The organism is Mycobacterium sp. E802, assembly GCF_001666875.1.
GTDB lineage: Bacteria > Actinomycetota > Actinomycetes > Mycobacteriales > Mycobacteriaceae > Mycobacterium.
This window is the reverse complement of record NZ_LZJD01000077.1, coordinates 21,297-34,643: the sequence shown is the minus strand read 5'-3', so window position 1 is coordinate 34,643 and position 13,347 is coordinate 21,297. Positions and strand designations below refer to the sequence as shown.

Annotated in this window: 14 protein-coding genes; 9 read left to right on the top strand and 5 right to left on the bottom strand. The window is 67.9% G+C overall.

The genetic code is table 11. The features are described 5' to 3' along the window. Positions 1-4: 4 nt before the first annotated feature. The 3 genes from A5699_RS11360 to A5699_RS11350 are packed head-to-tail and all read left to right on the top strand — an operon-like array spanning position 5 to position 2,146. Positions 5-601: a cytochrome c oxidase subunit 3 gene (locus A5699_RS11360; protein WP_067769232.1), complete on the top strand. Its 597-nt coding sequence runs from the start codon at positions 5-7 to the stop codon at positions 599-601. A 2-nt stretch (positions 602-603) separates the two neighbouring features. Next, on the top strand, positions 604-870 hold the full coding sequence (locus A5699_RS11355) for a cytochrome C oxidase subunit IV family protein (protein ID WP_067769263.1): 267 nt from the start codon (positions 604-606) through the stop codon (positions 868-870). Between the two features lie 25 nt (positions 871-895). Further along, positions 896-2,146: an alpha/beta fold hydrolase gene (locus A5699_RS11350; protein ID WP_067769230.1), complete on the top strand. Its 1,251-nt coding sequence runs from the start codon at positions 896-898 to the stop codon at positions 2,144-2,146. Here A5699_RS11350 and A5699_RS11345 read toward each other — a convergent pair. From A5699_RS11345 to A5699_RS11330, 4 genes are read right to left on the bottom strand one after another with little or no spacing between them, the layout of a single operon-like run. Further along, positions 2,119-3,810: an ABC transporter family substrate-binding protein gene (locus A5699_RS11345; RefSeq protein ID WP_067769228.1), complete on the bottom strand. Its 1,692-nt coding sequence runs from the start codon at positions 3,808-3,810 to the stop codon at positions 2,119-2,121. The genes A5699_RS11350 and A5699_RS11345 overlap by 28 nt on opposite strands. A gap of 43 nt (positions 3,811-3,853) precedes the next feature. Further along, entirely contained in the window at positions 3,854-5,704 is a 1,851-nt protein-coding gene (locus tag A5699_RS11340) for an ABC transporter ATP-binding protein (RefSeq protein WP_067769226.1), read from the bottom strand. Continuing rightward, the gene (locus A5699_RS11335; protein WP_067769223.1) at positions 5,701-6,639 is read right to left on the bottom strand and encodes an ABC transporter permease; all 939 of its coding nucleotides are present in this window, start codon (positions 6,637-6,639) and stop codon (positions 5,701-5,703) included. The genes A5699_RS11340 and A5699_RS11335 overlap by 4 nt, the downstream gene beginning before the upstream one ends. Then, positions 6,636-7,613: an ABC transporter permease gene (locus tag A5699_RS11330; RefSeq protein WP_067769261.1), complete on the bottom strand. Its 978-nt coding sequence runs from the start codon at positions 7,611-7,613 to the stop codon at positions 6,636-6,638. Before A5699_RS11330 ends, A5699_RS11335 begins: the two co-directional genes overlap by 4 nt. Before the next feature lie 131 nt (positions 7,614-7,744). Between A5699_RS11330 and A5699_RS11325 the strand changes: the two genes are divergently transcribed. The 3 genes from A5699_RS11325 (at position 7,745) to A5699_RS11315 (ending at position 8,651) form a co-directional block, all read left to right on the top strand. Further along, complete coding sequence (locus A5699_RS11325) at positions 7,745-8,002, top strand: hypothetical protein (RefSeq protein WP_067769221.1); 258 nt, start codon at positions 7,745-7,747, stop codon at positions 8,000-8,002. A gap of 43 nt (positions 8,003-8,045) precedes the next feature. Beyond that, positions 8,046-8,315, top strand: a complete 270-nt coding sequence (locus A5699_RS11320) for a hypothetical protein (RefSeq protein ID WP_082957664.1) — start codon at positions 8,046-8,048, stop codon at positions 8,313-8,315. Positions 8,316-8,390: 75 nt separating this feature from the next. Beyond that, positions 8,391-8,651: a hypothetical protein gene (locus A5699_RS11315; RefSeq protein WP_067769217.1), complete on the top strand. Its 261-nt coding sequence runs from the start codon at positions 8,391-8,393 to the stop codon at positions 8,649-8,651. Positions 8,652-8,707: 56 nt separating this feature from the next. Here the strand turns inward: A5699_RS11315 and A5699_RS11310 are convergent, their stop codons facing one another. Next, positions 8,708-8,911, bottom strand: coding sequence for a hypothetical protein (locus tag A5699_RS11310; protein ID WP_067769215.1), 204 nt, complete (start codon positions 8,909-8,911; stop codon positions 8,708-8,710). A 211-nt stretch (positions 8,912-9,122) separates the two neighbouring features. Between A5699_RS11310 and A5699_RS11305 the strand changes: the two genes are divergently transcribed. The 3 genes from A5699_RS11305 to A5699_RS11295 are packed head-to-tail and all read left to right on the top strand — an operon-like array spanning position 9,123 to position 13,303. Beyond that, complete coding sequence (locus tag A5699_RS11305; RefSeq protein WP_067769256.1) at positions 9,123-9,827, top strand: response regulator transcription factor; 705 nt, start codon at positions 9,123-9,125, stop codon at positions 9,825-9,827. Continuing rightward, positions 9,805-11,415 carry a cell wall metabolism sensor histidine kinase WalK gene (locus A5699_RS11300; protein ID WP_067769259.1) on the top strand — a complete coding sequence of 537 codons (1,611 nt, stop codon included), beginning with the start codon at positions 9,805-9,807 and terminating at the stop codon, positions 11,413-11,415. Before A5699_RS11305 ends, A5699_RS11300 begins: the two co-directional genes overlap by 23 nt. Positions 11,416-11,437: 22 nt before the next feature. After that, positions 11,438-13,303 (top strand): glycosyltransferase family 39 protein, encoded by a 1,866-nt coding sequence (locus A5699_RS11295; protein WP_067769213.1) that lies wholly within the window; start codon positions 11,438-11,440, stop codon positions 13,301-13,303. Positions 13,304-13,347: the final 44 nt, after the last annotated feature.

Sequence of the window (13,347 nt, the reverse complement as noted above, 5' to 3'; positions counted from 1 at the left end):
GACAATGTCGAGCAATCCTGTGGTGACACAACAAGATCCGCCCGTCAAGACGGCGTCGTCCCACCTGCCCGGCGATGGGCACATGTGGGTGATGGTGCTCGGTGATCTGGTCATCTTCGGTGGCTACTTCATCGTGTTCATGATCTACCGCACCATGCAGCCGGACGAATTCCTGCGGGCCCAACAGCATCTCGACATCAACATCGGGGTGCTCAACACGGTGATCCTGCTGACCAGTTCGTGGCTTGTGGCCCGCGCCGTGCTGGCCGCCAGGGCCGGCCGGCACGAGGCGGCCATCCGGCTCACTTACGCCGGCGGCGTCGGCGGTGTGTTGTTCATGGTCTGCAAGGGCTATGAGTGGATGGTCAAAATCCAGGCCGGGCATACCAACTCCGAGATGTTCTACTCGTTCTATTACGTGCTCACCGGCGTCCACCTGGTCCACGTGTTGATCGGGTTGATCGTGCTGGGCGTCATCGTGCGGGAGCTGCGCAACCCGTCGCGTCGCCGGGCCTCGGTGGTGGAATCGAGCGCGATCTACTGGCACATGGTCGACCTGCTCTGGGTGATCATCTTCGGCCTGCTCTACGTGGTGAGGTGATCATGACCGAGAGAGCTGTGACCCAGACCTGGCTGGTGCTGGTCGCCATCACCGTCGGCTCGTGGTGGCTGGCCCCGGCCCAGTACTCGGCCACCCTGGCGGCCAGTGTGCCGATCACCGTGCTGGTGCTGGCGCTGACGCTGGTCAAGGCCCGGCTGATCATCAGGCAGTTCATGGAGGTCCGTACCGCGCCGAGGTGGCTCAAACTGGCCACCGACGGCTGGCTGGTGGTGCTGTTCGGTGCGGTCCTCACGATCTATCTGATCTGAGCCGGGCGCGGCACAATGGAGCGCGATGACCATGAACGCCAAGCGCAGGCGAGTGCACGACAGGCTGGCCGCGCTGCCGGGGGTTCGGGCGGTGCGACGCCCGGTCAGCCCTGGTTCTGACGAGCAGTTCGACCTGTTCTACGTGCGCACCGGGCGCAAGTCGGCGCAGCCCGTCGTGCTCATCCCCGGCGGTCCCGGTGTCGCATCGATCCAGCCGTACCGTGCGTTGCGCCGGCGAGCGGCCGCCGCCGGGTTCGACGTGATCATGATCGAGCACCGGGGCGTCGGAATGTCACGGCACACGGACGCCGGCGCGGATCTGCCACCGGCGGCCATCACCGTCGAACAGGTGATCGACGACATCGCCGCCGTGCTCGACGACGCCGGTGTGCACCAGGCGATGGTCTACGGCACCTCGTACGGCAGTTACCTGGCCGCGGGATTCGGGGTGCGCCACCGCGACCGGGTGGCGGCGATGGTACTGGACTCGCCGGTGCTGTCCACGGCCGACATCGAGGCCATGCGCGCCGCCATCCGGGGCCTGTTGTGGGAGGGAAACGACCCCGAGACCGCGGCGCTGGCGCCGAAGGTCCGCCGACTGGTGGCCGAGGGGACACTGGCGGCCAAGGGTGGGGAACTGATCGGCCTGCTCTACGGTTTCGGCGGTGCCGCGCTGCTGGACCGCCAACTCGACCTGTTGTTGCGCGGACGCACCGTGGTGTGGTCGGCGCTGCGCCGCCTGAGCGGGCTCTCGACACGGAAAGCGCCGTACCGCAACGAAGTCGATCTGGTCGGGCGGATCGCCTTCCGCGAGTTGAACTATGCCGGAGTGCCCGACGGTCTGCCCTTGGATCCTGCCCTGGACATGGCCGACATGATCGGCAGCGCGAAGTTCTACGAACCGTTCGAGGCCGAGCCCTTCGACCTGACGGCCGAGCTACCGGGCTTCGACTGGCCCACCGTCGTGCTGTCCGGCGGCCGCGACCTCACCACCCCGCCGGCCATCGCCGAACGGATCGCGCAGCTGGTCCCGGCGGCAGTACTGGTCCGGATGCCGACGGTGGTCCACAGCGTGCTCGACACCCGCGAGCGTGCCGCCTTCGCGGTGATCCGAGCCGTGAAGGAAGGTGCGGGCGAACAACTTTCGGCTGTCGCCGCCGAACTCGACGCCCTACCGGCGCGCGCCGTCGTCCGCACGGCGGTCCGCGCGATCTCGGTGGCCATCGCGGTGGAGGCGGTCACGTTCGGCTACTTGAGGAAGCCGATCTTCGTGTAATCGGCGTCGGCCAGGCCGAAGGCCCCGAAGTTGGCCAGGTTGCTGCGCACGGCGACGTTGCCGGGGGACTGGAACAGCGGAAGGCTGAACACCTCGTCGAACAGCATCGTGTCGAGTTCGTTGGCCAGCGTGCGCGCCTTGGCCGGATCCAGCTCCTCCAGTGTCTGCTCGATCTTGGCGTCGATCTCCGGGCTGCCGATCTTTCCGAAGTTGCTGGCCCCGTCCTGGGCGTAGATCTGGGTCAGCGAGCTCAACGGGAATGCGTCACCGAGAAAGGCGAACTGGGCAATGTCGAAGTCGCCCTTGATGATGTAGTTGCTGAAGAACCCGGTGCCCGGTTTCGTGTCGAGCTGCAGGTTCACCCCGATCTGGCCCAGCATGTTCTGCGCGATCTGGGCCACCTGCCGGGTGCTGCCGGCGTCATAGAACACGTTGCGGATGACCAGTTCCTTGCCGTCCTTCTTCCGGAACTGCTGTCCTTCGGGCACTTTCCAGCCCAGCGCGTCCAGCTCGGCCCTGGCCTGATCCGGGTCGAAGGCCACCGAGGCGGCGTTGTCCTGATAGCCCTGCTGGCCCGCGACGTAGATGTGGTTGTTCAGCGGTACCGGGTTGTCGGTGAGACCCCGCTGGGTGATGTTGGCGATCGCCTGACGGTCGATGCCCTTGGCGACTGCGCGGCGCAAGGCCGGGTCGGCCAGGATCGAGCCGGGGGCACCGTTGAACGTCAGGTGATACCAGCTGGCCGACGGCGCCCGCCGGATGCTGATCCCCGCGGTCTTGCGGGCGATCGTCAGCTCGTCCAGGGATGCGGTGCCGGTGGCGTCGATGGTGTTGTTCTGCAGTGCCGGGATCCGCGCGGCGTCATCGAGCACCAGGAAGGTGATGGTGTCCAGTAGCGGCGGGGTGCCCCACCATTTGGGGTTGCGGCTCAACGTGATCCGCTGGGCGCCCCGGTCGACGTTGGACACCAGGAACGGGCCGGCCGATGGCCCGGGCTGGCTGAGCTGCGCCTTGTTGAAGGCTTCGGGCGTGGCCGTCATGCTCTTGGGCAGTAGCCGACCGTTACCGGCGAACATGCCCTTCCAGTCGGCGTAGGGCTTCTCGAAGGTCATCACGGCCTGGCGGTCGTCGACGCCGCGGGTCACCGAGGCCACCCGCTCGAAGCCGTTGGGCGCGGCGATGATGAACGCCGGGTTCTTTCCGCTGTTGGCCTCGGCCTGGGATTTGATGTCCTCCCAGGTGATCGGGGTGCCGTCGGACCACACCGCCTTGGGATTGATCGTGTAGGTGACTACCTGGGGGTTGGTGCCCGTCAGTTCGACGTTGGTGAAGTAGTCGGTGTTCACCGTCGCCGACCCGTCGGCGGCGATGACGAAGGCCCGCGGCAGTGTCGGCTTGGTGATCGAGCCGACGTCGCCGGTGTTGCCGTCGATGTGCAGCGGGTTGAAGTTCGACGGGAACTCCGTCAGGGCCAGCCGCAGATTGCCGCCTTGGCGCAGGTTCGCCACATCCTGTGGGTTGATGTCGTTGGTGCTGCCGACCTCGGCGTTACCGCCGGCCGAGGGGGCTTCCCGATCGCCGCCCGAACAGCCGGCCAGCGCGAGTGCGGTGATCGCCGTGACGACGGCGAACCGCTGGAGCTTGAACACCTTCAACCCGTTCATTCCGTCGATGCTAGAGGCAGCTACCCCTCGGATGCGGCAATACCTAACCGGCGGCGGGCCCGGGGTGCGGTCTGGCCTGCGGCACCGCGGCCAGCAACCGGCGGGTGTACGCGTGCTGCGGATCGGTGAACACCGCGTCACCGGAGCCTTGTTCGACCACCGCGCCCTTGTACATCACGGCGACGTCGTGGGCCAGGTGCTTGACCACCGACAGGTCATGGGACACGAACAGATAGGCCAGGCCGAACCGGTCCTGCAGATCCAGCAACAGGTTGATGATCCCGGCCTGAATCGAGACGTCCAGCGCGGAGACCGGTTCGTCGAGCGCGATGATCTTCGGCTGCAGGGCCAGTGCGCGGGCGATCCCGATGCGCTGTTTCTGGCCACCGGAGAACTCCGCCGGGTAGCGGCCGGCATCGGCGCGGCGCAGGCCCACCAGCTCGAGGAGTTCGGCCACCCGATCGTCGATACGGGGTTTGTCGAAACCGTTGGCCGCCAACGGCTCTGCCAACACGTCCGACACCGGTAACCGCGGGTCCAGCGAGGCCACCGGGTCCTGGAACACCACCTGCAGGTCGGTGCGCAGCCCCCGACGGGCCCTACGGTTCAGCGTGGCCACGTCGGACCCGAGCACCTCGATCGAACCAGATTGCGGCGCAGTCAGATTCAGGATCTGGTGCAGCGTGGTGGACTTGCCCGATCCGGATTCACCGACGATGCCGAGCGTGCGGCCGCTGTGCAAGTCGAAGCTGACCTTGTCGACGGCCCGGACCTCGCCGACCTGACGACGCAGCACCACACCTTTGGTCAGCTTGTAGGTCTTGGACAACTCGCGCACCCGCAGCACCACCGGGGCGTCGTCGCGCGGCGTGGGCGGTGGGGCCGCGTCGCTCACGTGGTAGATGTCGGCCGCGCTGCGGCCGGCGACCTGCTCGGTGCGGATGCAGGCGGCGTGGTGGTCGGGTGCCAGCTCGATGAGGTCGGGTTCTCCTGCCTCGCACTCATCGATCGCCAGCGGGCAGCGCGGCGCGAACGGGCAGCCGTGCGGTGTCGTGGTCAGCGACGGCGGTGCACCCGGGATCGGCACGAGCCGGGTGCCCTGCGGGGCGTCCAGACGGGGAACCGAACCGAGCAGCCCGACGGTGTAGGGCATCCGGGCCTGCTCGTACAGCCGGGCCACCGGGGCATCCTCGACGGCCCGGCCGGCGTACATCACCAGCGACCGGTCGGCGAACTCGGCCACGACGCCCAGGTCGTGGGTGATGATCAGCACCCCGGCCCCGGTGACGTCACGGGCGGTCTTGAGCACGTCGAGAATCTGCGCCTGCACCGTGACATCCAGCGCGGTGGTGGGCTCGTCGCAGATCAGCAGGTCGGGGTCGTTGGCGATGGCGATGGCGATGACCACGCGCTGGCGTTCCCCGCCGGAGAGCTCGTGCGGGAAGGCGCGGGCCCGCTGCTGGGGTTGGGCGATGCCGACCAGATCGAGGAGCTCGACCGCACGGCTGCGTGCCGCACGCCGGCTCAGGTCGCGGTTGTGGGTTTCGAGCGCCTCGGCGATCTGGTCGCCGACGGTGTAGACCGGCGTGAGCGCGGACATCGGATCCTGGAACACCGTGCCGATCGTGTTGCCGCGGACCTGTGACAGCTGGGCGTCGGAGCGCCCGAGCAGTTCCTCGCCGCGCAGCCGCACCGATCCGGAGACCTCGGCGAACTCGGGCAGCAGCCCGACGACAGCCATGGCGCCGGCCGATTTCCCGGCCCCGGATTCGCCCACCAGGGCGACCACTTCGCCGGCGTCGACGTGAAAGTTCAGCCCCCGCACCGCATGGACGGCACCGGTGTCGGTGGGGAAGTCCACCCGCAGATCGGATACTTCGAGCAGTCGGGTCATCGGCGTGACCTCCTGCGCCGCAGCCTGCCGCTGCCGGGATCGAGTGCGTCGCGCAAGCCGTCACCGACGAGGTTGGCGCACAGGATGATCAAAACCAGCACCCCGGCCGGGAACAGGAACACCCAGGGGAACGTGGTGGCGGATTTGGTGCCGTCGGCGATCAACGTGCCCAGCGAGACATCGGGCGCCTGGATGCCGAATCCCAGGAAGCTCAAACCGGTTTCGGCCAGGATCGCCAGACCGACGTTGAGTGCGGTGTCGATGATCAGGATCGAGGCCACGTTGGGCAGGATGTGGCGCACGATGATGCGCCGGTTGCTGACGCCCATATACCGGGCGGCCAACACGAATTCGCGTTCCCGCAGGCTCAGCGTCATCCCGCGCACGATGCGGGAGCTGATCATCCAGCTGAACGCCGAGAGCAACACGATCAGCCAGAACACCCGGTCCGACTGGCTCAATCGCGGCGTGACGATCGCGATCAGGATGAAGCTGGGTACCACCAGCAGCACGTCGACGATCCACATCAGGGTGCGGTCACGCCAGCCGCCGAAATACCCGGCGATCGAACCGACCGTGGCGGCGATGATGGTCGAGATGAACGCCACGCACACCCCGATCAGCATGGATTTCTGCATGCCGCGCAGGGTTTGGGCGAAGATGTCCTGCCCCAGGGCGTTGGTGCCGAACCAGTGGTCGAGTGACGGCGGGGTCTGCAGCGCGTAGTAGTCGAGATCGGAGTAGTTGTAGGGAAGCAGTGGCGGCACCGCGTAGCAGGCCACGAACATGACGATCAACAGGGCCAGCGAGATGACCGCGGGCCAGTTGCGCAGGAACCGGCGGAACACCAGGGTGCGCCGCGTGGCGAATTCCTCGGTGTGCAGTCCCGAACGGGCTGCGCTCGCCTCGCCGGTCGTGCCGGAAGTCTGTGTCATGTCACCCGCACCCTCGGGTCCAGTACCGCATAGATGACGTCGGAGAGCAGACCGGCGACCAGGATCACCGTGCCGGTGAACACCGTGATGGCCGCGATGATGTTGGTGTCCTGGGTGGCGATGCCCTGCACCACCCATTCGCCCATGCCGTGCCAGCCGAAGATCTTCTCGACGAACACCGAGCCGGTGACCAACCCGGCCACGCCGTAGGCGAACAGGGTGGCCATCGGGATGAGCGCGGTCCGCAGTCCATGTTTGAACAGGGCCCGGCGCCGGGTCAGGCCCTTGGCCCGCGCGGTGCGGATGAAGTCCTGCCCGAGGACATCGAGCATGGCGTTGCGTTGGTAGCGGCTGTAGCCGGCGATCGCCATCAGGGCCAGCGTGAGCGTCGGCAACACGAGGTGCTGCAATCGGTCGACGAACTGCGCCCACGGCCCGCCGACGGGCACCGGCGCCGTCTCCCCGGTGTACTCGAAGATCTGCACGCCCAGGATCGAATTCACGTTGAGCGCGGCCAGGATCAGCATGTTGGCGATCACGAACGACGGCGTGCTGATCACCAGCAGCGACAAGACGGTGATCACGCGGTCCGACAGCCGGTACTGGCGGATCGCGCCCCAGGCACCGACCACCACACCGATCACGGCGCCCGAGATGGCGCCGATGACCAGCAACCGCAGCGTCACGCCGATGCGCCGCCACAGTTCGTCGGCGACCGGCTGGCCGGTGACCGTGGTGCCGAAGTCGCCGCGAACCGCCCCGGCGGCCCAGTCCACATAGCGCAGCGGAATCGGCTTGTCGAGACCGAGCTCGGCGGCCTTCGCGTCGATCGTGGACTGCGGGGGCCGAGGGTTGCGCTGTTCCAGGCTGTCGAGGGGTTTGAAGTTCAGCGACGTCAGTGCGAACGTCAGGAACGAGGCCAGGGCCAGCAACACGATGTAGTTGAGCAGCCGGCGCGCCAGAAAGCGCGTCATCCGGTTGTCCCCGCCCACGGCTGCATGGCACACAGGGTAAAACAGCGAGCAGGCAAAGCCGGTCAGCGCCCGGCGGCGATTGGCAGCTGGTTCACATCGTGGGCATAGAAATCAGGCGTTCACTCAAATCCATGAAAGTCAGCGAACTCAAGGACATCAAGGTGATCGCTGCGGCTGCCGGTGGTGCGGCAGTGGTGGCTCTGGGCGTCTTCGGCGCGGTCACCGACATGCATGTGGGCGGCGATTCCGCCGCAGTGGCCTCGGGATCCCACATGAACCTGGGGCAGACCGTCACGGAGACGACGCCGCCGAGCGTGCCGGCGATCTCGATGGCGGTGCCTGCGCTCAAGGGCAACACTCCACCGCAAGGATTCGCCACGACGCATTGAGCGGTTTCAGCTTCGACCGGGACGGCTATCCGTCGTCTCGGAGGTGAGCTCATTGCGTAAAGCGAAGGAAAACAATCAACGAAATCTGAAGTTGGTCTCGGCCGGGGTCGGCGCGATCGGCGGGTTAGCCACCGTGGCGTTCGGCGTCGCGCTGGGCGGTGGCCTCACCGGGGCCCAGCACCGGGTCGAGCCGCCTGACATCACCACAGGACAGACCGTCACCCCGACCACGGCGCCGACGACTCCGGAGATTCCGAACGCCTCGCCGACGGTCTCGGCGACGACGCCGTCCGGGTTTGCCACACCGCACTGATCGACGCAGACTCCCGGATGCCGGACGGTGGCTTTCGGGTTTACCGGCCGCGCGCCTGCCGGTAGGTAAGTCGGTATGGCAGGACACGAACGCAGCAAGCGGACCAGGTACGCGATGGCCGGTGTGGGTGCGCTCGCACTCGCCGTGATGGGGGCATTCGGGGCGATGGTGACAGAGGCTCCGATCAGCGGTGCGGTGATCGGGCCGGTGATCGGGCCGAGGCCGGCCGCCTCCGTCGGCGAAACGGTAACGAAGTCAACGACTCCCAGCGAGCTGGAGACGTCGGTGGCCACTCCACCGGTGAAGGCGGAACCGCCCGACGGTTACGGCGGCTGACGGGTCGATTCGGCCGCGGTCGGGTCCGCGCGAGCGGCCCCCACGAGACGCCGTCGTCAACCCCGAATCCGGGCACAACCGTCGGTGCCCAGACCATGCGCGCCCGGCCCGGGCATGCCCGGCGGTGGCCCGCCCATCCCCGGCGGCCCGCCATGGTGCCCGGAACCGACCGCATCGGTCGCGGCGTAGACGGCGGCGCCGCCGAGCCCGGCGATTGCCGTGGCGATCCCGACCGCGGCGACGGTGTGACGCATGCTCATGTCTCCAACGGTGCAGATGGTGCCTGTGAGTCGACTGTGTAGTGGCTCTGTCCCGCATATGGGGCCGCAGATCGCGTTTCTTCACAGCCGGCGCATAGAAACGGCACAGGCTTGACCTATCGACGGGTCAGATAATGGACCGGTGAGCACTGTGACCAATGGGGCGACCAACGGGACCAATGGCACCGATTCCGACTCCGGGCGCGCCGTGATGCGTCGCGCCGACGGCAATCCGATCCAGGTCCTCGTGGTCGACGACGAGCCGGTGCTGGCCGAACTCGTGTCGATGGCCCTGCGCTACGAGGGCTGGGACATCGCCACGGCCGGCGACGGCGCCGGCGCGCTGGCCGCGGCCAAGGAAAACCCGCCCGACGTGGTCGTCCTCGACGTGATGCTGCCGGACATGAGTGGGCTCGACGTGCTGCGCAAACTGCGCGAACAGATCCCGGGCCTGCCGTTGTTGCTGCTCACCGCCAAGGATTCGGTCGAGGACCGCATCGCGGGGCTGACCGCAGGCGGTGACGACTACGTCACCAAACCGTTCAGCCTGGAGGAAGTGGTGTTGCGGTTGCGGGCGCTGCTGCGTCGCACCGGGGTCACCAGTGAGGACGGCGGCGCCAAGATCGTCGTCGGTGATCTGGTGCTCGACGAGGACAGCCACGAGGTGACCCGCGGCGGTGATCCGATCACCCTGACGGCCACCGAGTTCGAGCTGCTGCGCTTCATGATGCGCAACGCCAAACGGGTGCTGAGCAAGGCGCAGATTCTGGACCGGGTGTGGAGCTACGACTTCGGTGGCCGGTCCAACATCGTCGAACTCTATGTCTCGTATCTGCGCAAGAAGATCGACAGCGGACGCGACCCGATGATCCACACACTGCGTGGTGCGGGGTATGTCCTCCGGCCCGCCCGCTGAGGTGACGGCCGCGCCGACGAGCGCCACCCGGTGGTGGTCTCCGCGCACCTGGTCGCTGCGGGCTCGGCTGGTGGTCACCCAGGTGCTGTTGCTGGCCGTGGTGTGCGCCAGCATCGGAGTGGCCACAGAGTTTGCGCTGCAACGGTTTTTGATGAACCAGCTCGACGATCAACTGATCGAGGCGGGCCGGCGTTCGGCGGCGATCTTCGAACTCCCGCCCCCGCCGCCGGGAACTCCGCCACCGCCGGGGATGCGCCGTCATCACCGGGTTCCGTTCGACCCCGAGGAGGGGCCGGGTCCGGGATTTCTCAATGCGCCGGGGCAGGCCGCGCGCACGGTCGGGGCCGTGGTGTCACCGCACCGGCCGGTGGACGCCGGGGTGATCACCACCGAAGGTGAGCGGGTCGAGATCAGCGCGGCCGCGGCCGAACAGCTCGCGGCGATCCCGGCGACCCGGGTTCCCGAAACCGTGGACCTCGACGGGCTGGGGCGCTACCGGTTGATCGGCCTGCATCCGCGGCACAGCAACGTGGCGACCATCGTCACCGGCCTGCCGACGGCCGTCGTCGACGACACCCTGCTGTGGGTGCTCGGCATGTTCTGTGTGCTCGCGGCGATCGCGCTGATCGCCGCGACCACCGGCGGCATCCTGGTCATCCGGCGCCAACTCGCCCCGCTGTCGCGGGTTTCGGCGGCGGCCCGCGAGGTGGCCGATCTCGAGCTGGACCGCGGCGAGGTGAAGTTGCCGACGCCGATCGTGCCGGTCGATGAGGCCAGTGCTCACACCGAGGTGGGCCAGCTCGGCACGTCGTTGAACCGGATGCTCGACCGGATCGCCAGTGCGCTGTCGGCTCGGCACGCCAGCGAGACGCGGGTGCGGCAGTTCGTCGCCGACGCCAGCCACGAATTGCGGACACCGCTCGCGGCGATCCGCGGCTATACCGAACTGGCCCAACGCAAGCGGGATGACCTGCCCGCGGATGTGGCCCACGCGATGAACCGGGTCGAGTCCGAGACAGCACGGATGACCCAACTCGTCGAGGACATGTTGCTGCTGGCCCGCCTCGACGCCGGCCGGCCGCTCGAGCGCGACAGCGTCGATCTGTCCCGCCTGGTGGTCGACTCGGTCAGTGACGCCCACATCGCCGGTCCCGACCACCAGTGGGCACTGGACCTCCCCGACGATCCGGTGGTGGTCGACGGCGATGAGGCCCGACTGCATCAGGTGCTGGCGAACCTGCTGGCCAACGCACGCACCCACACCCCGGCGGGTACCTCGGTGACCGTGTCGCTGAGGTCTGACCCCGACACCGACGCGGATGCGGTATTGCTCACCGTCGCCGACGACGGTCCCGGCATACCGGCGTCGCTGGTGCCCGACGTGTTCGAGCGGTTTGCCCGCGGTGACTCTTCCCGGTCCCGCCGTGAGGGCAGCACCGGGCTGGGGCTGGCGATCGTGGCCGCGGTGGTCAAGGCGCACGGCGGCACCATCGCGGTGCACAGTGTCCCGGGATCAACCGAGTTCACGGTGCGATTGCCCCAGACCTGCTCACAGGTCTCGCACAGGACGGACAAATCGGGCACCTAGCGCGCGCCGCAACCATGAGAATGTGACCCTTGTTGCCGACGATCCCGCTGCCGACGTGCAGGACGCGGCACCCGATCAGCCGAAGCCCCGCAACTGGACCCCGATCGCCCGACGCTTCGCCCTCGGTGTCCTGTTGGCCGGCACCGCGGTGCTCTACCTGTGGAACCTGTCGAGCAGTGGCTGGGCGAATGCGTTCTACTCGGCCGCCGCGCAGGCCGGAGCGCAGAACTGGACCGCGATGCTCTTCGGGTCCAGTGACGCCGGAAACGCCATCACCGTGGACAAGACGCCCGCAGCGCTGTGGATCATCGATCTCTCGGTGCGCGCGTTCGGGCTGAGCCCCTGGAGCGTGTTGGTGCCCCAGGCGCTGATGGGGGTCGGGGCGGTCGGGGTGCTCTACGCCGCGGTGCGCCGGGCCGCCGGCACCGGGGCCGGATTGCTGGCCGGCACCGTTCTGGCCCTGACGCCGGTGGCGGCGTTGATCTTCCGCTTCAACAACCCCGACGCCCTCCTGGTGCTGCTGCTCGTCGTGGCGGCCTACTGCGTGCAGCGGGGAATCGAAAAGGACGCGAGCCGTTGGTGGTTCGTCGCCGCAGGGGTGGCCGTCGGCTTCGGATTCCTGGCCAAGATGCTGCAGGCATTCCTGGTGTTACCGGCGTTCGCCGCTGCGACGATGGTCGCCGGGGATCGTCGGTTGGGTCGCCGCGTGCTCGATCTCGTCACGGCCAGCGTGGCCATGGTGCTCAGCGGTGGCTGGTATCTGCTGTTGGTGGAACTCTGGCCGTCTTCGGCACGGCCCTACGTCGGCGGCTCACAGCACGACAGCATCGTCGAATTGGCCTTGGGCTACAACGGTCTGGGCCGGCTCACCGGGGAGGAGACGGGTGGGCTGGGCAACCTCAACTTCGACGTCGGGCCCGGCCGGTTGTTCGGGGCCCAGATGGGCGCCGACATCGCCTGGCTGCTGCCCGCTGCGCTGATCTGCCTGGCGGCCGGGCTCTACCTGAGCCGTCGCGCGCCCCGCACCGATACCACCCGTGCGGCGCTGATCCTGTGGGGCGGTTGGCTTGTGGTCACCGCAGTGGTGTTCAGCTTCATGAACGGCATCGTGCATCCGTATTACACCGTGGCGCTCGCGCCGGCGGTGGGCGCGGTGATCGGTATCGGTGCCACGCTGTTGTGGCGCCGGCGCCGCGACATCCGGGCCGCCACCGCGATGTCGGGTGCGGTGGCGGTGACTGCGATCCTGGCGGCCGTGCTGCTGGCCCGGGCCGACGACGAGTTCGCCTGGCTGCGTGCCGTCGTCGCGGTCGGCGGGCTGGGCGCCGCAGCGCTTCTGCTGCTGGTGAATTGGTTGAACCGGCCGATGGTGCGGACGACGGCGGCGTTGGCCATCGCCACATGTTTGGCCGGCCCGGCCGCATATTCGATCGCCACCGCGGCGAGTCCGCACAGCGGGGCCATCCCGTCCGTGGGGCCGTCTCGCGGCGGCGGTTTCGGGGGCATGTTCGCCGCACCCGAACCCGGGCCGTCACTGACGGCGGTCCTGTCGGCCGGGGCCGACCGATACCGATGGGCCGCGGCGGTCGTAGGGTCGTCGAACGCCGCGGGTTATCAGTTGGCCACCCGCGCACCGGTGATGGCCGTCGGCGGCTTCAACGGCACCGATCCGGCGCCCACCCTGGCGGAGTTCCAGCGATTCGTCGACGAGGGCGCGATCCACTTCTTCATCGAATCCCGCATCATGGCAGGCGGATTCGGCGGACACACGCCCAGCGGAAGCCGCTCGTCCATCGAGATCGACGAATGGGTGCAGGCCAACTTCCGTCCCGTCACGGTCGACGACGTGACGATCTACGACCTGACGCACCGTGCGGCGAAGACATAGCCGGCGCATAGCTTCGCCCCACTCAGATCACAACCCCGCGGAGA

Bases quoted from the DNA above. Each gene is read 5' to 3' on its own strand.
- A5699_RS11310 (WP_067769215.1), bottom strand. From the start codon at position 8,911: ATGAGCATGCGTCACACCGTCGCCGCGGTCGGGATCGCCACGGCAATC.
- A5699_RS11340 (WP_067769226.1), bottom strand. From the start codon at position 5,704: ATGACCCGACTGCTCGAAGTATCCGATCTGCGGGTGGACTTCCCCACC.
- A5699_RS11360 (WP_067769232.1), top strand. From the start codon at position 5: ATGTCGAGCAATCCTGTGGTGACACAACAAGATCCGCCCGTCAAGACG.
- A5699_RS11345 (WP_067769228.1), bottom strand. From the start codon at position 3,810: ATGAACGGGTTGAAGGTGTTCAAGCTCCAGCGGTTCGCCGTCGTCACG.
- A5699_RS11300 (WP_067769259.1), top strand. From the start codon at position 9,805: ATGTCCTCCGGCCCGCCCGCTGAGGTGACGGCCGCGCCGACGAGCGCC.
- A5699_RS11325 (WP_067769221.1), top strand. From the start codon at position 7,745: ATGAAAGTCAGCGAACTCAAGGACATCAAGGTGATCGCTGCGGCTGCC.
- A5699_RS11330 (WP_067769261.1), bottom strand. From the start codon at position 7,613: ATGACGCGCTTTCTGGCGCGCCGGCTGCTCAACTACATCGTGTTGCTG.
- A5699_RS11315 (WP_067769217.1), top strand. From the start codon at position 8,391: ATGGCAGGACACGAACGCAGCAAGCGGACCAGGTACGCGATGGCCGGT.
- A5699_RS11355 (WP_067769263.1), top strand. From the start codon at position 604: ATGACCGAGAGAGCTGTGACCCAGACCTGGCTGGTGCTGGTCGCCATC.
- A5699_RS11350 (WP_067769230.1), top strand. From the start codon at position 896: ATGACCATGAACGCCAAGCGCAGGCGAGTGCACGACAGGCTGGCCGCG.
- A5699_RS11305 (WP_067769256.1), top strand. From the start codon at position 9,123: ATGCGTCGCGCCGACGGCAATCCGATCCAGGTCCTCGTGGTCGACGAC.
- A5699_RS11335 (WP_067769223.1), bottom strand. From the start codon at position 6,639: ATGACACAGACTTCCGGCACGACCGGCGAGGCGAGCGCAGCCCGTTCG.